The sequence below is a fragment of the Streptomyces sp. NPDC046831 genome (assembly GCF_040645305.1).
Lineage (GTDB): Bacteria > Actinomycetota > Actinomycetes > Streptomycetales > Streptomycetaceae > Streptomyces.
Window position 1 is genome coordinate 36,099 of record NZ_JBEYXZ010000015.1, and the last position, 18,613, is coordinate 54,711.

At 72.5% G+C, this 18,613-nt stretch carries 17 protein-coding genes and 2 pseudogenes; 13 read left to right on the top strand and 6 right to left on the bottom strand.

Features of this window, described 5'->3' with window-relative positions:
• Window positions 1–228: 228 nt before the first annotated feature.
• The gene (locus ABZ920_RS15480; protein ID WP_361503979.1) at window positions 229–690 is read right to left on the bottom strand and encodes a hypothetical protein; all 462 of its coding nucleotides are present in this window, start codon (window positions 688–690) and stop codon (window positions 229–231) included.
• Window positions 691–1,117: 427 nt separating this feature from the next.
• Window positions 1,118–1,528: pseudogene (locus ABZ920_RS15485) on the bottom strand (pyridoxamine 5'-phosphate oxidase family protein).
• Window positions 1,529–1,643: 115 nt separating this feature from the next.
• On the opposite strand from ABZ920_RS15485, the gene ABZ920_RS15490 reads away from it, so the two are divergent.
• Window positions 1,644–2,363: an LPXTG cell wall anchor domain-containing protein gene (locus ABZ920_RS15490; RefSeq protein ID WP_361503982.1), complete on the top strand. Its 720-nt coding sequence runs from the start codon at window positions 1,644–1,646 to the stop codon at window positions 2,361–2,363.
• A 153-nt stretch (window positions 2,364–2,516) separates the two neighbouring features.
• On the opposite strand, the gene ABZ920_RS15495 is transcribed toward ABZ920_RS15490, so the two are convergent.
• Window positions 2,517–3,062 (bottom strand): dihydrofolate reductase family protein, encoded by a 546-nt coding sequence (locus ABZ920_RS15495; protein ID WP_361503985.1) that lies wholly within the window; start codon window positions 3,060–3,062, stop codon window positions 2,517–2,519.
• Window positions 3,063–3,120: 58 nt separating this feature from the next.
• Here ABZ920_RS15495 and ABZ920_RS15500 point away from each other — a divergent pair, with 58 nt between their 5' ends.
• The 3 genes from ABZ920_RS15500 (at window position 3,121) to ABZ920_RS15510 (ending at window position 5,459) form a co-directional block, all read left to right on the top strand.
• Window positions 3,121–3,543 (top strand): hypothetical protein, encoded by a 423-nt coding sequence (locus tag ABZ920_RS15500; protein WP_361503988.1) that lies wholly within the window; start codon window positions 3,121–3,123, stop codon window positions 3,541–3,543.
• 640 nt (window positions 3,544–4,183) lie between these two features.
• Window positions 4,184–4,801 carry a DUF4232 domain-containing protein gene (locus tag ABZ920_RS15505; protein WP_361503990.1) on the top strand — a complete coding sequence of 206 codons (618 nt, stop codon included), beginning with the start codon at window positions 4,184–4,186 and terminating at the stop codon, window positions 4,799–4,801.
• A gap of 280 nt (window positions 4,802–5,081) precedes the next feature.
• Entirely contained in the window at window positions 5,082–5,459 is a 378-nt protein-coding gene (locus tag ABZ920_RS15510; RefSeq protein ID WP_361503993.1) for a hypothetical protein, read from the top strand.
• A 147-nt stretch (window positions 5,460–5,606) separates the two neighbouring features.
• Here ABZ920_RS15510 and ABZ920_RS15515 read toward each other — a convergent pair whose 3' ends face one another.
• Window positions 5,607–6,551, bottom strand: a complete 945-nt coding sequence (locus ABZ920_RS15515; protein WP_361504248.1) for a hypothetical protein — start codon at window positions 6,549–6,551, stop codon at window positions 5,607–5,609.
• Between the two features lie 486 nt (window positions 6,552–7,037).
• A pseudogene (locus tag ABZ920_RS15520) lies at window positions 7,038–7,241 on the bottom strand (helix-turn-helix transcriptional regulator); the annotation flags it as partial.
• 337 nt (window positions 7,242–7,578) lie between these two features.
• On the opposite strand from ABZ920_RS15520, the gene ABZ920_RS15525 reads away from it, so the two are divergent.
• The 5 genes from ABZ920_RS15525 to fmdA all read left to right on the top strand — a co-directional run bounded on the left by ABZ920_RS15525 (window position 7,579) and on the right by fmdA (window position 13,081).
• The gene (locus ABZ920_RS15525) at window positions 7,579–8,991 is read left to right on the top strand and encodes a helix-turn-helix transcriptional regulator (RefSeq protein ID WP_361503996.1); all 1,413 of its coding nucleotides are present in this window, start codon (window positions 7,579–7,581) and stop codon (window positions 8,989–8,991) included.
• A gap of 498 nt (window positions 8,992–9,489) precedes the next feature.
• On the top strand, window positions 9,490–9,918 hold the full coding sequence (locus ABZ920_RS15530) for a hypothetical protein (RefSeq protein WP_361503999.1): 429 nt from the start codon (window positions 9,490–9,492) through the stop codon (window positions 9,916–9,918).
• Between the two features lie 673 nt (window positions 9,919–10,591).
• Window positions 10,592–10,870: an FmdB family zinc ribbon protein gene (locus ABZ920_RS15535; protein WP_361504001.1), complete on the top strand. Its 279-nt coding sequence runs from the start codon at window positions 10,592–10,594 to the stop codon at window positions 10,868–10,870.
• A 155-nt stretch (window positions 10,871–11,025) separates the two neighbouring features.
• Window positions 11,026–11,682, top strand: a complete 657-nt coding sequence (locus ABZ920_RS15540) for an AmiS/UreI family transporter (RefSeq protein WP_361504004.1) — start codon at window positions 11,026–11,028, stop codon at window positions 11,680–11,682.
• 148 nt (window positions 11,683–11,830) lie between these two features.
• On the top strand, window positions 11,831–13,081 hold the full coding sequence (gene fmdA / locus ABZ920_RS15545; protein WP_361504007.1) for a formamidase: 1,251 nt from the start codon (window positions 11,831–11,833) through the stop codon (window positions 13,079–13,081).
• Between the two features lie 155 nt (window positions 13,082–13,236).
• On the opposite strand, the gene ABZ920_RS15550 is transcribed toward fmdA, so the two are convergent.
• Window positions 13,237–14,622, bottom strand: a complete 1,386-nt coding sequence (locus ABZ920_RS15550) for an NAD(P)-binding protein (RefSeq protein WP_361504010.1) — start codon at window positions 14,620–14,622, stop codon at window positions 13,237–13,239.
• Window positions 14,623–14,813: 191 nt separating this feature from the next.
• Here ABZ920_RS15550 and ABZ920_RS15555 point away from each other — a divergent pair, with 191 nt between their 5' ends.
• From ABZ920_RS15555 to ABZ920_RS15570, 4 genes are all read left to right on the top strand, one after another.
• A complete protein-coding gene (locus ABZ920_RS15555) occupies window positions 14,814–15,185 on the top strand; it encodes a metalloregulator ArsR/SmtB family transcription factor (protein WP_361504013.1) in 372 nt (123 codons plus the stop codon).
• Between the two features lie 24 nt (window positions 15,186–15,209).
• Window positions 15,210–15,719, top strand: a complete 510-nt coding sequence (locus tag ABZ920_RS15560; RefSeq protein WP_361504016.1) for an N-acetyltransferase family protein — start codon at window positions 15,210–15,212, stop codon at window positions 15,717–15,719.
• Between the two features lie 35 nt (window positions 15,720–15,754).
• Window positions 15,755–16,180 carry an arsenate reductase ArsC gene (locus ABZ920_RS15565; RefSeq protein WP_361504019.1) on the top strand — a complete coding sequence of 142 codons (426 nt, stop codon included), beginning with the start codon at window positions 15,755–15,757 and terminating at the stop codon, window positions 16,178–16,180.
• 192 nt (window positions 16,181–16,372) lie between these two features.
• Complete coding sequence (locus tag ABZ920_RS15570; RefSeq protein WP_361504021.1) at window positions 16,373–18,310, top strand: NAD-binding protein; 1,938 nt, start codon at window positions 16,373–16,375, stop codon at window positions 18,308–18,310.
• The last annotated feature ends 303 nt before the right edge of the window (window positions 18,311–18,613 follow it).

An 18,613-nucleotide genomic window follows, 5' to 3' on the forward strand; every position in this document is an offset into this window, starting at 1 on the left:
GAGGTGGCCGCAGTAGTGGCAGCGCCCCCCAGCCGCAAGGTCGACGGTGGAGCCGCAGCACCGGGGACACTCGCCCCGCTCGATGACCGGCCCCTCGCCGGTCGTGCAGCCCGGGCACACGTGGCCGTCGGGGTCGGGCCGCCAGTCGCTAGCGGCTAAAAGAGGGCTGCGGGAGGATGTCCCCGCAGCCCGCAGCAGTATGTGGGCGCCCGCTGGACACGGCTGGGGTTACGGGCAGGCGCCGTACTTCTGAGCCAGGACGTAAGCAGTGGCGTCATTCCCAACCTTGACGTACACCGCACCGAGTCCGGACCGGTTGTAGTACTTGGTCGAGCTGCTGCCGTAGACGGTGGTGAACCGGACCTTGAAGCAGTAGCCGGCGTCTACGCGGAAGGCGTCCCAGTCCTCTCCGCCCGGGGTCTGCGTCCAGGGGGCGAGTGTTCTGATCTTGGTGTTGTCATTCGTCTGCACGCAGCCAGTGCTGGAGGTGCCGGTGCTGCCGGTGCTGCAGGTCCAGTTCTTGTAGGCGACGACCCAGGTGGACGACTGGTTGACGGTCTCGGAGCACATGCCGAGGGTGCAAGACTCGCCGGCGGCAGCGGTCTGAACGGGGCCCAGGATGCTGGCGGCGGCGGTTGCAAGGCCGATGGCGGCGGCCTTGGCCCACGTGGATCGCGTGGTGAGTTGCATGCTTCCCCATATCTGTTGTGATGGTCCTTGAGTGAACAGTGGTTCACAATGACGAGGTCATGCCATGTTGGCAGACGGTCGATGCCGGGGCGTGCCTTTCGGCTAAGACGTGGCTTCAGTTGGTGAGTCGGCGGTAGCTGATGAGAGCTGCGGCGATGCCAACCAATGCGAGGAAGTGCTCGGCCTTTGCGCTCGTAGCGGCGGTGCAGGCGTCGGCTACAGCCTCACAAGAGGGTGCCGGGACACTTCGTACTCAGGCCAGCTACCCGCGGCGCGGGCCCGTCATCACCCCGGCCACGGCGCTCCCGCCATCCGGGCGCCGAGCCTTCGGCCCAATGGGTGACGGACCCGCGCCTCCCTCTCTAATACTCCAGCCCTAGATCGTGATCTTGCTGGTGGGGAGAGCGGCGTCAGTCAGCGACGGCTGCTATTCCAGCCACGTCCCGTCGCGCATGATGACTCTGCCGCGTAGTTCCGGTTCGCCGCGCCAAGCGCGCACACTCTTCGGCACCACGCACACATACATACAGAGAGGAACCTTCCTCCGCACGCGGGTCCCACCCGAACTTGGCGGCGAACGCCTCGGCCGCGTCTCCGGGCACGTCCTGGTCCAGGAAGCATTCCGCCTCACCCTGGAGAAGCACGACGTCGAAGGCGTCCGGCAGCGCCAGGCGCACGCGCGGCTCCTCGCGGACGTTCCGCGCAGTCGCGGAAGTGGCACTGGTGCACATCCACACTGCTCGCCCATCCCACATAACCACAGCGGCACCTGGTGCGGCCCGTGATCAGGATGTGCTGTCGACACCCATACATCCCGCTCGGTGACGAGCCGTTCCAGAGTGCCGCGCCTTCATTCGTTGTCTGTTCGTGCTTGATGCGCCGCCATGTAGGGCCGGATGCTGAGCTGCCCCCTCCACATCTTCCCGCTCGTATCACGAAGATGGACCTGCCCCATGCGTACTCACATCCGCGTCGGCGCGCTGACCGCCGGCGTTACGGCCGTGCTGCTCCTCGCACCGGCCGCTCACGCCACCGCTCCCGGTGACAACGGGACGGTGAAGATCCACGACGCCAAGACAGGCGAGGAGCTGCGCCGCAACGAGCCGCACGTCTGCACGTTCTACCTCGACGCCTTCGGCTTCGACGCGGTCCAGAAGGTCGACTGGCACATCGAGGCCTGGGCCCCGACCGCCGCCACCAAGGGCGAGACCGTGAAGTCCGGGGCCCTCACTCTGGATGCCGAGGGCCACGGCCGTACGGCGGACCTGTCCCTGCCCGACGGGCACTACAAGCTGTTCTGGAACTTCGACGGAGAGAAGGGGGCCGCCAAGCACAAGGTGTTCTGGACGGACTGCAAGGGCTCCGAGGGTGGTGGCGGTACGCCGCCGTCCGCCTCGGTGTCCCCCTCCTCGCCGGAGTCGTCCTCGCCCTCGGGCCCGGCAGATTCGACCGCGCCCTCGGGCCCGGCCGATGCGACCGCGGCGCCGAGTGCCTCCTCCGGCGAGGGCGGGACGGCCCCGTCGGCTGGCGCATCCCCGTCCGCGCAGGGTGGCGGCGATCTGGCCGAGACCGGTAGCAGCGCCCCGGTAGGCCTGCTGTCGGGCGTCGCGGCAGCGCTGGTGGCTGCGGGCGGTTACCTGGCGCTGCGGCGCCGTAGGGCCTCTCGAGCCTGATTTGGCCGTGCATGAGGGTGCCCCCGTGCTCGTCCGGGTGACGAGTATGGGGGCACCGTCGTGTTCAAGGAGGCGTCACCCAGCCTCGCGCAGGCGAAGGTCGTGGGAAGCACCGCTGCGCGGAGCATATGGCCCGTGCCTCCGGACGGGCGCTCAGCGCCTCGTCTCGTACCTGGTCAGGATCACGCCGCAGGGAAACGGCCGCGTCTCCACCAGGTTCAGGTTCACCCAGCTGTCCAGCGCGGTGAAGAACGGCGTGCCGCCGCCCACCAGGACCGGCGCGGTGGCCAGCACGTACTCGTCAATCAGCCCGGCCCGCATGGCCGCCCCTGCGAGCGTCGCGCCGCCGATGTCCATCGGGCCGCCATCCCCGGCCTTGAGCCGGGTGATCTCGGCGACCACGTCGCCGGTGACCAGGCGGGTGTTCCAGTCGACCTTGTCGATCGTCGAGGAGAACACCACCTTCGGCCTGTCCCGCCAGCGGCGCGCGAACTCGATCTCCGCCGGGGTGGCGTTGGGCTGCTGGTCGCCGGTCGGCCAGTAGGAGCTCATCATCTGCCACAGCTTGCGCCCGTACAGCGACAGGTCGGTCGCCTGCAACTGGTCGGACCAGAACTGGAACAGCTCGTCGCTCGGCACGCTCCAGCCGATGTCGTCGCCGGGCGCGGCGTTCGGCCCGGCGTGCGTACGGCTGGACACGGGTGGCGAGCGCGAGGTGGTCTGGATCCAGCGGCTGTGCCCGACGCGGGGACGCGTGATGAACGTCCCTGCCACGAAAGGCCGTCGCTTCGGCGAGATCGTCGTGCACGACGGGGAGCCGACCGGCGAGCGGACGTACGACGGCCAGAGCGTCGCTGTCTTCGACGAACTGCTGCTCTTCGAGGTCTCTCCGCTGCCGACGCTGCGTGCGACCGTGAACGCAGCGGACGCATCCGACGTCGACGCCCTCGTGGCTTCGTTCTTCGCGCAGGACTTCGGCGCCGAGCCGGCGAGCAGCTTCCACATGCTGTGCGCCTGCTGCAGCGAGGGCCGGGTCGACTGGGACGAGGCCGGCGTGCCGACACACGGCGGCTCACAGACGGTCTGGCTGGCCGCCCCTGAGACCGAGGCCCGGCAGCTACTGGATGCGTGGGCGGCGGGCGGCGAACGCAGCTGGAGCGGACTGGAGCTGGTTGGTTGAGCCCCGGGGGTCAGCGGGGACGGGATCGCAAGGATCGTGCCGCGCAGTGGTTCCGTGGGCCGACGCACACCAAGGCTTCGACGACAGCGAGTTGACCCTGAACGGTGCTTCCGTGTTGGCCGGATGAGTGTCCGGCTGCGTGACGCCGTCGGCGCACAGCGGCGCACAGGCACGGACGTCTGCCTCGCGCAGAGCCGTGCGCTCGAAGGCCCAGTGGCAAGGATCCGGAGAGCCTTCGGGAACGGACCGGCTGCGCCGTTGCCGGGTGAGACGGCGGGCGCGGGGTGTGTCCACTGGGTGTCCGACCGCCGGCCTCAGGTGTTCCCATCCCGACCAGGCATCCCAGGGTCACGTGTTTGCGCAGGTCGCCGGGGGTGGGATCGTCCCACCGATGCAGGTTCGCCGGCGGCTGTTGTCCCAGGCCCACGAGGCGTCCGACGCTATGGCTGTCGCACCGGCTGAAGCGGCCGCCCGTCCGGCAGCGCCACGGCACCCCAGCTCACCCGTCCCAGGGGACACCCATGTCTGCGGGGATCGGGGATGCGGGCATCCGGGATGCGGGCGCGGGCGCGGGCGCTCACCACAGTGCCGCGGCTGCGGGCGTGTGCGACCTCGTATCGAGCAGAGAAGGAACACGCATATGAACGTGAAGTCCCTTGCCGGCCGCCGTGCGGCCGTGGCCGTGGGTCTCGTCCTGGCTCTTGGGTGCGGTCTGTCGGCACAGGCCTCCGCCACCGGGGCGGGGGCGATCGGCGGGAAGGCCGAGGGCGCGGTGACGCACCGCTCGGGCGGCAGTGGTGACAAGGGCACCGTCGCCGCCTGCTCCCAGGAGGTCCTCGGGGTGTCCGCCGTGAAGGAGCCCGCGGACAGCAGGGACGCCCGGCACCTCCTCATCACCGTCCAGAACGCCGGCGACAGGGCGTGCAACCTCTACCGCCACCCCCTCGTGCGGCTCGGTGCCGATGCCCGGACCACGGTCCCCGTGATCAAGGAGAGCGACCCGAACCCGGGGGTGCCCGTCACCCTCGCTCCGGGTGCGGAGGCGTATGCCGCCCTGCTCGTCAGCGGCGGCGCCATGGACGAGTACCCGGCGAAGAGCATCACCCTCGGCCTCCAGGGTCGCAAGCCCGGCAGCAGCGCGGGCGGGCCGATCGATGTCCCCATGCCCGTCGACACGTTGTACGCGGACGACGGTCAGCGTGTCACCTATTGGACGACCTCTTCCGGCTTCGCCCTGGACTTCATCATGTCGAAGTGACGGGCCTCGACCGATCGGGACCGCTTCCCAGCGGCTGCCCCGGACGCTCGCACGACCTGCCGAGCACCGGCCGGACGTCCGTGTGGCCGGCAGGAGCATTCGCGACGAGCAGCAGAGCCGTGGCGGCCGAGCCCGGTCGTGCACACCGAACACCCTCGAGCACCGCCGGCGCGTGAGGAGTTCGTGACAGCACACACGTCCGTCCGGCCGTACTCCCCCGGGTGGCGCCTCGCGTCACTCGGGGGTGCGTCGAACCATTCGTCCAATTTTTGGAGTTTCAATGAAGTCCATCGCCCGGAAGGCCGCAAGCTTCGCGGGGGTCGGCATGGCCGTCGTGGCAATGTCCCTGACCGGTGCGTCCGCAGCCCACGCGGAAGGCCCCACCCAGGGCTGCCCGTACCCCTACGTCTGCTTCTACGTGGACGACGACGCCCTGCTCGCGGGCCGCCCCCTCTCGAAGTACCGGGACGTCACCAGCGCCTATCAGGCGGTCACCCCCCGGCCGCACTACGGAGTCCTGAACACCCGGAACGACGACGTGGTGTATCTGCGGCTGCAGAGCGGGGGCTCGATCTGCCTCGCGCCGAACCACCAGACCGTCTTCAGCGACTCCTACGTCGTCAACGGAATCAGAATCTCCAGCAGTTCCACGTGCTGAAGCCGCCGGAACGGCCGGCAGGCGTGCGTGAGCGCGCCCGCCGGGTGGCGGACAGGGCTGGGTGAGGAGCCCAGGGCCGGGCGAGCTGTTCCCCGGCGGGACGGCGTTCTGAGCGATCCGCACCGCAGCGGCCGGGCCCGCTGCTCGTCAGCCGCCGGTCTCCTCGTCGTCGTAGGCGGTCGTCATGGGGACCCAGCCGGAGGGGTTGCGGTACCAGTAGCGCGGTAGTCCTTCGACGCTGGTGGTGCGGAACGGGCGGCCGTGGTCGTCGATGCGCAGCGTGCCGGTCCGGCCCTGCGAGGACCAGTCGAGTTCCAGGTACCAGTCGCAGGTGCAGGACTCGGTGCGTGCGGAGACCAGCAGGACCTCCGGCTCCCGCAGGGACACCCGGTAGGGGAAGTCGATCGCGGGGGCCGGTCTGTCCGGCTCGTTGCCGGGCACCGAACGGGCCAGGGGCCGGCGCGCGTCGAGGTCGACGGAGAAGTGGCGGGGGATGAGGACGGCGCCGCAGCCTTCGTACATCGAGTAGGCGGTGCCCCGGCGGGCGGCGGGGGTGGTGCGGTTGACCATGCGCACATGCAGTGCCTCCAGGACGACGGCGGCGGAGCCCCGTCCCTGCACCGAGATCCGCAGATTGGTGGTGCGCCCGTGCACCGCCCCCTGCGACGCGGCCCACACCGCGGCGTCCTGCGGGGTCGGCGGTGGCGGGACCTGCTGCGGTGGCTTGGCGATGACGTAGTCGTGGTCGCATTCGAGTCGCCAGATATGGGAGTCGGCCGTCCAGGTGAGCGGGGTCGCCGGTGGGACCGAGCCGGCGCTCGCCCGGTGCTTCCGCGGGCTGTCGCCGCTGGGTGCGGCCGGCGCCGGGGGCTTCGGTGTGGCGCGGGCGGGGGCCGACGACTCGACGCCACCGGAAGGCAGGCCGGCAGCGGACTGCGGGCTGCCACCGCTGTGCGCGGCCGGCAGCGAGGGCTTCGGTGTGGCGCGGACGGAGGCCGACGGCTCATCGCCGCCGGGCGGGTGGCCGGCGAGGGATGCGGTGAGGCCGCCGAGCGCGAGGGCGAGCGCGGCCGCCAGTGCGGTCGATCGCACGGGCCGTCGTCGCGGACGCCCGACGCGGGGCCGCAGGTCGGCCGGCGAGGTGGGCTCGGGGCGCGGGTCGGCCGACGAAGGCGACTCCGAGCGCCGGTCGGCTGACGAAGGCGACTCCGAGCGCCGGTCGGCTGACGAAGTCGACCCCGGCCGCCGATCCGCCGAGAAATCCGACCCCCGGCACGAGTCAGCCGCCGAGAACGACCCCGGCCGCCGATCCGCCGAGAATTCCGACCCCCGGCACGAGTCAGCCGCCGAGAACGACCCCGGCCGCCGATCCGCCGAGGAATCCCACCCCGGGCGCGGGTCGGCCGGCGCATTCGACTCGGCCGCCTCATCCGCCGGCCTGCCGTGGCTCGCGGATGCGGTCGGCGCCGCGGTGCTCGTGGTGTCGTGGCCCGCCGGCGCGCGCCGGGTATCGGACGCGCGTGACCGTTTCCGTGCCGCGACTGCCAGGATCCACTGGCGGTGCACCTCCACGCGTTCCTCGGAGGAGGCTCCGCAGAGTGCGGCGAACCGCTCGATTCCGGTGAAGTCCAGGGGCACCGCCTCTCCGACGCAGTAGCGGTGCAGCGTGGAGGCGTTCATGTCCAGACGGCGGGCCAGCGCCGCGTAGCTGCGGTCCGTGCGCTCCTTCAGGCGCGTCAGCAGTAACGCGAACTCCGACACGTCGTCGCGCATCGCATCCATGTGGTCCGTACCCGCATCCGTCCGTCGGCCTGTGCCGTCATGTCCCGGTCCGGGACGGCCTCCCAGGCGCTTCCCTGCCTGCACTCCTGCACGTCCGTACGGCTGGGACGGTTCCAGCGTTGTGTCGTCCAAGCGAAGTGCGGCGATCACCGCAGCCTCGGCCGGCCGTCCGGAGCGCCCGCCGCGCCGGAACGGGCGCTGCGCGAAGGACCCCCGAGCTGCGGCGCCGGACGCCCTTCCGGCGCCGGTGGAACCATCCCGGTCCGGCTGACGTGCAGGGATAGGGGCCACCTGGGATACGGGGACACGGGCGTACGGGGAGAAGGGCGGGGGAACTGTGCCGACCGGGGACGATGCCGGGCAGTTCGCGGCGTTGCTGCGCCGGCTGAAGGAGCGCACCGACCGGAGTTACGGCTCACTGGCCCGGCGCGTCAACATGAACACCTCCACGCTGCACCGCTACTGCGCGGGCGAGGCGGTCCCGCAGGACTACGCCCCCGTGGAACGCCTGGCCGCCTTCTGCGGGGCGACGCCGGAGGAACGCCTCGAACTGCACCGCCTGTGGCTGCTCGCGGTGGCGGCACGGCAACGGCCGAGGGCGGGTGAGGGGAGGGCGGAGCCGAAAGGGGCCGACGAGGTCGGTGGCGCCGCGAGTGGCGTCCCTGGTGACGGGAGCGGCATCGGTGGTGACGGGGGCGGCACGAGCGGGGAACCGCCGCGGCTCGACGCGGGTGCACCCGGCGCAGCCGGGCTCCCCGCTTCCGACGCCCCCGGGCCGGGCAGCCCCGAGCCGGCGATGCAGCGGGACGCGCACCGCTCGACCGTACGGCCCTGGTACCACCGCCGCCGCACCCTCGTCGCCGCCGCCGCGGCGACCGTGCTGCTGGTGACGCTGGGCAGCCTGTCGGCGCTGTCGGCCGGCCGGTCCCACGGCACCTCGGCCGGGGCCCCCGGCCGGTCCCGTACGCCGGGGACTGCTGCGGCACACCACCCCCCGGCCTCTGCGATCAGCCCTTCCCCCACCCTTTCGTCGGCCTCGCCCTCCGCGGCCGTACGGGCGTCGCAGAGCCCTGAGACAAAGGGCGGACCGTCGGCGGCCCCGGGGAGCGACGCCCCCGTGCCGACCGGTGTGCCGCTCGCCTGGACCGCCGACCCGCACATCTGGCTGGGCGGCTGCGGGCACGACTACGTCATCGACAAGGAGCCGGCCCAGGTGCCCCCGCCGCCGCTGCCGCAGGACGCGGGGGTGTGGGCGGCGACGCAGGGGGCGGTGCACGGACGGCAGACGATGGTGCAGATCTCCGTGCAGGGGAAGTCGTCCACGGCCGTGGTCCTGGAGGGTCTCCGGGTCCGTGTCGTCAGCCGCGGCACTCCGGTCACCGGCACCACGTACGCCATGGACCACGGCTGCGGCGGCGACCTGACGTCCGGCGAGCTCTCCGTGAACCTCGACGTCAGCCGTCCGATCGCCCGTCCGCGTCCCGGCAACGACGGCGGAAGGCCCCTCCCGCGGTTCCCCTACCGCGTCTCCGCCGAAGACCCGGAGGTGCTGATGGTCACCGCGGCGACCGAGGCGTACGACTGCGAGTGGTACCTGGAACTCGACTGGTCCTCGCAGGGCCGCACGGGCACGGTCCGCATCGACGACCACGGCCGCCCGTTCCGGACCAGCAGCATCAAGGGCCTGCCCCACTACTGGTACGGCACGAACAGCCAGGGGCTGCGAGAGTGGGTGCCGACCGGCTCCTGATTGCGCCGCATGACCGGAGGCGCCCCGCCCTGCCCGAGTCCGGCCGGCCCGCCACGGCCACTGGTCTCATGCGCCCCGACGACGTGGCCGTCCCGGCCTGTTCCGAGGGCGGTGACCGCCGTCAGCGGGGGCCCGCGGTGTGCCCGGGCGGCCGGACAGCGGGGTGCCTTCTCCCGGCGGCAGGGCGGCCCCGCGCGGCCGCGGTGGGGCTGCCGAATTTCGGTGGGCAACTCCCGGGCCCACAACGGATATGCGGTCGCTTGTGATCCGATTCACCTGAAGATGACTGGACCTGCGCGCATTGCGGATTTTAGCGTCTTTGGTGAGCATGCGCCTTTTTAGGTGATTTCCGCAGCGTCGCGGATGGTCCCGGCCATCAGCGGGTCGGCCGGTACCCGGACGGGTAGCCGCCGGGCCGGCGATCCAAGGCGCATGGGCGATGCGGCGAACATCCGAGCCGGATCACCAGAGGACGACTCGAGTCCGGAAGGTAAACAAGTGAGCAACGAGGCCGTGTGGGTCAGGGGCGTGACGGGCATCCAGCTGCACCACGTCACCAATCTTCAAGATGCTCGGCGATTCCTGGGCAATGCCGTCATGGCGCTGAGCGCGGCACACGTGAGAACCGGCGACGCCAGGTTCTCCGGCTTCGCCGAGCAGCTCAAGGGCATGCTCGCCCAGGCGGGCGTCCTGGAGGGCGAGGCCCGGGCACGCATGCAGCAGCTGCACGCCACGGACCCCGAGCGTTTCGTGCGCTGCCGGGAGGGTGAGGAGCCCTGGCCGGACGAGCTCCAGGCGGGCTTCGTGCCCCGTCACACCTGCCGCGACACGTGCCTCTACCACGACCACCAGGTACTGGACGGAATCCTGCAGTGCACCTGCGGCCGTCCCCCGTGCCGCGCCTGCGCGATCGCCGGCACCCCCTGAGAAGCACCCCCCGCCCCATGCCGCCCGGGACCGTGTCCCGTCGACGAGGCGGCGCGGCACCCGATCATGTCGGCCCCCGGCCATCCGGCCGGGGGCCGTCGCTGTGTGCGCTGTCCGCCCTGCCGGCCGGAGGCGACCGCCGACCGTCGCCGCACGGCTCCGGCACGGCCGGCGACCGTGTGAGGCGGCAGCCCGTGCGGCGGTGCCGTCCGGTGTGGCCGCGGGCCGCCGGTCACCTGCAGGTACCGGCCGGGTGCGGCCGGCCTGACGGGCCGGGCGGCGTCGGCGGCATTCGGGTAGGGGATTGCATTGGGCGCCCAGGCCCCTGCCTATTCCCGCGACCGGATAGGGGCGGCGCGGCTCGGGAGGCTTTCCGGCCGCTTGATTCGGGCGCCTGCGCTTCCGCCGATCGCGCCCGGTATGGAACGGCCACGCTTGGTGCACGGCTGCCCGCGCCCCACGACGCCCCTGCGAATTGCCGCCCCATTCGTCACCGCTCGAGGCGCTCTGCCCATGGGTGCCGCAAGCAGACGGCGGGGCGGTGCGACATCGCTTGACAGGCTGTCGTTCCGGGCGTTGCCTTGAACAGGGATCCAATTCGGCGGCGTTCACCCGGGCGACTGGATCCGCGGTCGAGCCTAGGCCGGACGTGCGGCGGGGCGGAGGCGCGGTAATGGCGACGTACGAGTATTCCTGCAGTTGCTGCGGACCTTTCGACGTGAGACTGCCCATGGGCGAGGCGCCTGCGCGGCACGGCTGCCCGCGGTGCTCGGGTGCGGCCCGGCGGGTGTACTCCTCGCGTGGGCTCACGCCCGCGCCGAGCGCTGTGACGGGCCTGCGGGAGCAGGAGGAGAAGTCGCGCGAGAACCCGTCGGTCGTCACGCGGGTGCCTCCGAGGGCGGCTGCCCCGAAGCCGGTCCATCCGGCGGTCGCCCGGCTCCCCCGTCCCTGACGTCGACGTTCTCGGAGCGCCGGGCCAGGCAGGCGCCTGCCGGCCGCACCGCCTCGGAGATCAGGACGCCGAACTGCGTGGAACCGCTTTTCGTCTCGTGACCGCCCCGGCGGCCCATCGCTTGGAGAGAGCGGAACATCGGGAGGTGTGTCCTCTTGGCCAACGTCGGGCTTCTCTTCGTCGGCGCGGTGCTGTTTCTGAACGGGTTGATGCTGCTGGGCAAGGTGGACAGCCGGGCAGCGGCCATATTCAACCTGTTCGTGGGCGGTCTCCAGGTACTGACACCCACATATCTCATCATCGCCGCCGGTCAGGATGCCAGCCGAATTCTGCTGGCATCGGGTATCTTCCTCTTCGGTTTCACCTACCTGTATGTAGGTATCGGACTGCTGATGGGGCTCGACACGACAGGGGTCGGTTACTACTCGCTGTTCGTGTCGATCGTGGCGCTGGGTTACTCCTTCGTCAGTTTCCGGCAGTTCAATGACCAGCCATTCGGAGTGATCTGGCTTTACTGGTCCTTCCTCTGGTTCTTCTTCTTCCTTTTGCTGGGACTGAAACTGGAGGTGCTCACCCCGTACGTCGGCTGGGTGACGGCGATCGAGGGCTGGGTGACCGGCGTGATACCGGCATTCCTGCTCCTGTCCGGTTACTGGGTGCAGCAGAACTACAGCGAGATCGCCATCGCGCTGGGCGCGTTCGGCGTGCTGACGTTCGGCGCGCTGTGGTTCGTACTCCGGCACCGGCGCCCGCCCGGCAGGCCCGTGGAGCAGTACGGCGCCGCGGGCTCACCGGCCGGCAGCACCGGCTGACAGGCCCGGGGCGACCCGACTCGCCGGTCTGTCCGAACACGGGAGGTGGTTGACGGGACGTGCGAAGCGGCACGACGGGCGCCGGGCGGTCCCGGGGTGCCGTGCCGCGACCGGATCGCCGGTACCAGAATTCTCGAGGAGCACTGACATGCCAGAAGTCGTCTTCAGCGTCGACCAGTCCCGGTCGATGCGCGACCAGGATGTTCCTGGACACAACAGGTGGCATCCGGACGTACCGACCGTCGTCATGGTCCGCCCGGGCGACGAGTTCCGCGTCGAATGCCGCGAATGGACCGACGCGCAGATCGGCAACAACGACTCCGCCAACGACGTGCGCGACGTCGACCTCAAGCGGGCGCACATGCTCAGCGGACCGATAGGCGTCGAAGGCGCGGAGCCCGGCGACCTGCTCGTCGTGGACGTCCTCGACCTGGGGCCGGTACCGCAGCAGGTCGGGGACGCGCCGGGCCAGGGCTGGGGATACACGGGCGTCTTCGCCAAGGCCAACGGCGGTGGCTTCCTGACGGACTACTTCCCGGACGCCTACAAGGCGATCTGGGACTTCCACGGGCAGGTGGCGACCTCCCGGCACCTCCCCGGTGTCCGCTTCACCGGTATCACCCACCCGGGTCTCTTCGGCACCGCGCCGTCCGCGGAACTGCTGGAGAAGTGGAACAGGCGCGAGCAGGCCCTGGTCGACACCGACCCGGACCGCATTCCGCCGCTCGGACTCACACCCGACCCCGACCAGGCCCTCGCCGGCAAGGCGACCGGCTCGGAGGCCGAGAGCGTCTGCCGGCACGGAGCGCGCACCGTTCCCGCGCGGGAGAACGGCGGCAACCACGACATCAAGAACTTCACTCGCGGCTCGCGTGTCTTCTATCCCGTCCACGTCAAGGACGCCAAGCTGTCGGGCGGTGACCTGCACTTCAGCCAGGGAGACGGGGAGATCACCTTCTGCGGCGCCATCGAGATGGGCGGCTTCATCGACTTCCACGTCGACCTGATCAAGGGCGGCATGGAGAAGTACGGCATCAGCACCAACCCGGTCTTCATGCCGGGCAACGTCGAGCCGCGCTACTCGGAGTTCCTCTCCTTCATCGGGATCTCCGTGGACCACGACACCGACACCAACTACTACCTGGACGCGACGGTCGCCTACCGCCGCGCGTGCCTCAACGCCGTCGAGTACCTGAAGAGGTTCGGCTACACCGGCGAGCAGGCCTACCTGCTCCTCGGCTCGGCCCCCATCGAGGGACGCATCAGCGGGATCGTCGACATCCCGAACGCCTGCTGCTCCCTCTACCTCCCGACCGGGATCTTCGACTTCGACGTCCGCCCCACCGCGGACGGACCGAAGTCCGCGGACCGCGGCCAGTGCGCGGTCGCCGCCGCCTGAGGCCGGCCGGCACCCGACCGGGGGCACCGGCACCCGGCCGGGGACACCTGCGAGGCCGGCGTCCTGGGAAGCGCCCCGGGACGCCGGCCCGTTTCCCCGGATGCGTCTTCGTCCGCAGACGTCCGGCGGGCGCCGCCCTCCCGCCGGATCGCCGGTCACGCGCCGCAGCAGCCGCCCGCGGGAGCCTCCTCGGCGCGCGTCGGCGCGCCGAACGGGATCAACTGGGGTGCCGGGGCGCAGCAGCCGCCTTCAGCCGGGTCCGCGTCGGGCGCGTCGAAGAGCCCGGCGCCACCGCAGACCCCGGTCGCGGGGAGGGTGAGGTCGACGCGGTCGGCGGACTCGATGTCGCCGGCCAGGGCCGCGACGACGGAGCGGACCTGCTCGTAGCCGGTCATCGCGAGGAACGTCGGGGCGCGGCCGTAGGACTTCATGCCGACCAGATGGACGCCCTGCTCGGGGTGGGCCAGTTCGCGGTGGCCGTGCGGGGGGACGGTTCCGCACGAGTGCTGGTTGGGGTCGATCAGCGGGGCCAGGGCGAGGGGGGCCTGGAGGCGTTCGTCCAGACCCAGGCGGATCTCCGACAGGAACGACAGGTCCGGCCGGAAGCCGGTCAGGACGATCACTTCGTCGACCGGGTCCAGGCGGCGGCCGTCGTCGGCGACCAGGACCGGGCGGCCGTCGGCGTCACGCTCGACGGCCTCGGTGCTGAAGCCCGTGACGGCGTCCGCGTGACCCTCGTCGACGGCGGCCTTCGCCGCGAGCCCCAGCGCGCCGCGGGCGGGGAGCCGGTCCGCGGCGCCGCCGCCGAAGGTCGCGCCGGACAGGCCCCGGCGCAGGATCCACACCGCCTTCGTGCCGGTGCCGTCCTCGGACCTGGCCAGGTCCGCCAGGGCGGCCAGGGCGGTGAAGGCGGAGGCGCCGGAGCCGATGACGGCCGTGCGCCGGCCCGCGTACCGGGCGCGGACGGCCGGGTCCCTCAGGTCCGGGACGCGGTAGCCGATGCGGTCGGCCGCGGCGCTCTCGCCGAGGGCGGGCAGACCGTTGCCGCCGGCCGGGCCGGGCGTGCTCCAGGTGCCGGAGGCGTCGATCACCCCGCGGGCGAACAGCCGCTCCCGGCGGCCGTCCGTGTACTCGACGTGGACCACGAAGGGCCGGCTCTCCCGGCCGGCGTCGACGACGCGGTCGCGGCCGGCGCGCGAGACGCCGGTCACCCGCGCACCGGTACGCACCCGGTCGCCGAGGACGTCGGCGAGGGGCTGGAGGTAGAGGTCGGCCCAGTCGCCGCCGGAGGGGTACGTCGCCGGATCGGGCCTGGCCCAGCCGGTCGGGGCGAGCAGCTTCTCGGCGGCCGGGTCGGTGACCTCGCCCCAGGTGGAGAACAGCCGGACGTGCGACCACTCGCGCACCGCGGCTCCGGCGGCCGGTCCCGCCTCCAGGACGAGGGGCCGGATGCCCCTGCCGACCAGGTGCGCGGCGGCGGCCAGTCCGACCGGGCCGGCCCCGATCACGACCACGGGCAGCTCGGTGATGGGCGCGCTCACGGCGACTCCTCGCTTGTTTCGACGTTCGTCAATGACTCGCGGCTTCAGCATGGCCGGTGATTCGATGAACGTCAACATAGACACACGTCGAAGCCGACACGGGGTCACGGGAGCATGGAGCGGCGTGAGTGGCGGAGGCCGAACCGCGGGCAGGGCTCCCCCGCTGGTTCGATGCATGTCAACATAGACGTATGTCGAATGCCGAGGTGCTGCCCGTGCCGGAGTCCGGCGGCCGGGACGTGGTGCCCTGCTGCCCTCCGCTGAGCGAGCGGCCGATGACGGCCGACGAGGCCGCGACGGCCGCCCGGATGTTCAAGGCGCTGGGCGACCCGGTGCGGTTGCGGCTGTTCTCCGCGGTCGCCTCGCACGAGGGCGGCGAGGCGTGCGTGTGCGACATCTCCGATGTCGGGGTGTCCCAGCCGACGGTCTCCCACCACCTGAAGAAGCTCAAGGAAGCCGGATTGCTGACCTCCGAGCGACGCGGAACCTGGGTCTACTACCGGGTCGAGCCGTCCGTGCTCGCCACGATGGGCAAGCTGCTGGCCGTGCCGACGGGGGCGTGAGCGGTGGCGGGCGAGGGGGCGACGGTGCCGAGCGGCGGGCCGGGCACGGTGGTCGTGCCGCTGGGGGCGGAGCACGCCGAGCAGGTGCTGGCCATCTACCAGGCCGGTATCGACGAGGGCGACGCGACCTTCGAGACCAGCGCGCCGTCGTGGGAGGCGTTCGACGCCGGAAAGCTGCCCGAGCACCGCTTCGCCGCTCTGGACGCGGACGGGACGGTGCTCGGCTGGATCGCCGCGAGCAGGGTCTCCTCCCGGGCGGCGTACGCGGGTGTCGTCGAGCACTCCGTCTACGTCCACCCTGCCGCCCGCGGCCGCACAGTGGCCTCGGCGCTGCTGCGGGCGCTGATCGCCTCCACCGAGGCGGCCGGCATCTGGACCGTCCAGTCCGGCATCTTCCCGGAGAACACCGGCAGCCTCGCGCTGCACCGGCGGGCCGGCTTCCGGGTGATCGGCGTCCGCGAGCGCATCGGCCGCCACCACGGCCGCTGGCGCGACGTCGTCCTGGTCGAACGCCGCAGCCCCCGGATCGGCTGAGACCCCTGTTCAACCGTTCGCTGAAGGAAGCGCCCATGCCTGCCGTCCCGCTCGCCTCCGTGCTGTTCGTGTGCGTCCACAACGCCGGCCGGTCGCAGATGGCGGCCGGCTTCCTGCGCCACCTCGCGGGCGACCGGGTGGAGGTCCGCTCCGCCGGGTCCCTGCCCGCCGCCCAGGTCAACCCCGCGGCGGTCGCGGTCATGAGGGAGGCCGGTGTGGACATCGCCGGCCAGGAGCCCACCGTGCTGACCACCGAGGCGGTCCAGGCGTCCGACTACGTGATCACGATGGGCTGCGGGGACGCCTGCCCGGTCTTCCCCGGCAGGAAGTACCTCGACTGGCGGCTGGAGGACCCGGCCGGCAAGGGAGTGGACGCCGTCCGCCCGATCCGCGACGAGATCAGGACCCGAGTCGAGGCCCTCGTCGCCGAGATCGACGCCACGGCGGGGAGGGAGGGCTGACGCACACGGCCGGCGGGGTCGGTGAGCTCCCCGGACGTCCCGGTTCCTGAGAGACGACGAGGCCCCCTGCCCTGCCCCGGGTCGTGCCTCCCCGCCGGCTGAGCTGGAACCACCCGCCCCGGTGGGGCAGTCTTCCTCCTCGTGGGGAGCGTTCCGTATCAGGGGGGTGCGCCGGGAGGCTCCGGCGCGCACATGGTGGTGTGCGGGGACGACGGCCTCGCGCACCGGCTGGCCGCCGAGTTGCGCGGGGTGTACGAGGAGCAGGTCACGCTGGTCGTGCCGCCCAGCGAGCGCACGGTGCGCCCGCCGGTGGTCGGCCGCACCCGGGCGACGTCCACGCTGCTGGACCGGGTGGTCAACGCGGCCGTGAGCCGGGCCGGGACCAACGGCGCGAACGGCCCGGCCGGCCAGGGCACCGGCGGGGACCGGACCGTGGAGGCCGCCGAGCTGACCGAGGCGGTGCTGGCCGACGCGGGCGTGGAGCAGGCCGCCGCGCTGGCGCTCGTGTACGACGACGAGACCAACATCCGGGCGGCGCTCACCGCCCGCCGGCTCAACCCGCGGCTGCGGCTCGTCCTGCGCCTGTACAACCGGCGCCTGGGGCAGCACATCGAGGAACTCCTCGACCAGGCCGCCGCGCTGGCGATCGGCGACGGGGACGGGGAGGGTGCCGCGGCCGGCTCCGGGTTCGACGCCTCCACCACCGTCCTGTCCGACGCCGACACGGCGGCGCCCGCGCTGGCCGCCAGCGCCGTCGCGGGCACCAGCAAGGTCGTGCAGACCGACGGGCTGCTCCTGCGCGCGGTGGAGCGGCCGCCGCCCGCGCCGGGGCAGGTCGCCGATCCGGGGCTGTGCACCCTCGCCCTGCTGTCGGCGACGAGCAGCGACCCGGCCGGTGCGGACGGCTCCGAGGGCAGCGGGGAGCGGGGGCCGCGGCTGCTGCCCGACGAGGCCGCGGTACGGGCGGCCACCGGACGCGGCACCGTCGTGCTGGAGCAGGTGTCGTACTCCGGTCCGCCGCTGGCGGCCGGCCGCGGGGTCGCCGGTGTCGTACCGCCGCTCACCTCGCTGTTCTCCCGGCGGTTGCGGTGGTCGCTGGCGGGCCTGGTGGGCTGCGTGTTCGCGCTCGCGGTGGCGCTGTCGCTCGTGACCGGCGTGCACCCGCTGAGCGCGCTCTACCTCACGCTGCTCGACCTGTTCGCCATCGACGACCCGGCCCTCGGCGCGTCGACGGGCCGTCAGGTACTGCAACTGCTGTCCGGGCTGGTCGGGTTGCTGCTGCTGCCGGTGCTGCTGGCCGCGGTGCTGGAGGCGCTGGGGACCTTCCGCTCCGCGTCCGCGCTGCGCAAGCCGCCGCGCGGGCTCGGCGGGCACGTGGTGCTGCTGGGCCTGGGCAAGATCGGCACCCGGGTGCTGACACGGCTGCGGGAACTGCACATCCCGGTGGTGTGCGTGGAGTCCGACCCGGAGGCACGCGGCCTGGCCACGGCACGGCGGCTGCGGGTGCCGGTCGTGCTCGGGGACGTCACGCAGGAGGGCGTGCTGGAGGCCGCGAAGATCCACCGCGCGCACGCGCTGCTCGCGGTGACGAGCGCGGACACGACGAACCTGGAGGCCGTGCTGTACGCGCGGTCCGTCCGCCCCGACCTGCGGGTCGTCCTCCGCCTCTACGACGACGACTTCGCGACCGCCGTGTACCGCACCCTGCGCGCCGCGCACCCGCGCGCGCTGACCCGCAGCCGCAGCGTGACCCACCTGGCCGCGCCCGCGTTCGCCGGGGCGATGCTCGGGCGGCAGATCCTCGGGGCGATCCCGGTGGAGCGGCGGGTGCTGCTGTTCGCGGCCGTGGATGTCGCCGGGCATCCGCAGCTGGAGGGCCGGACGGTCGCGGAGGCCTTCCGTGCCGGGTACTGGCGCGTGCTGGCCCTGGACACGGGCGTGAGGGGCGGGGCGCGGCGGGAGCCGGCCGCGCAGGCGGCGGCCGAGGACGCCGGACGCGGGTCGCGGCTGGTGTGGAGCCTGCCGGGTACGTACGTCCTGCGGGGCGAGGACCGGGTGGTGCTGGCGGTGACCCGCAGGGGCCTGGCGGAACTGCTCGGGCGCCGCTCCCGCGAACGGGCCGGGGCGTGACGACCCTTCGGCCGGCACCCCGGCGACCTGCCCCGGCGTCGGCCACCCCGGCGACCTGCCCCGGCGTCGGCCACCCCGGCGACCTGCCCCGACGTCGGCCGGCACCCCGGCGGCCCGCCTCGGCGGCGCCGGCCGTCCGGCGGCCCGGCCCGGCGACGCCGACCGTCCGGCGGCCCGGCCCGGGGACGCCGGCCGTCCGGCGGCCCCGGCCACCTGCTCCGCGCGGACCGGCCGAACGACGGCACACTGCTCCGGAGGAACCGGGCGCCCCGGCCTGCGGCAACGACCCCGGTGGCGGCGACT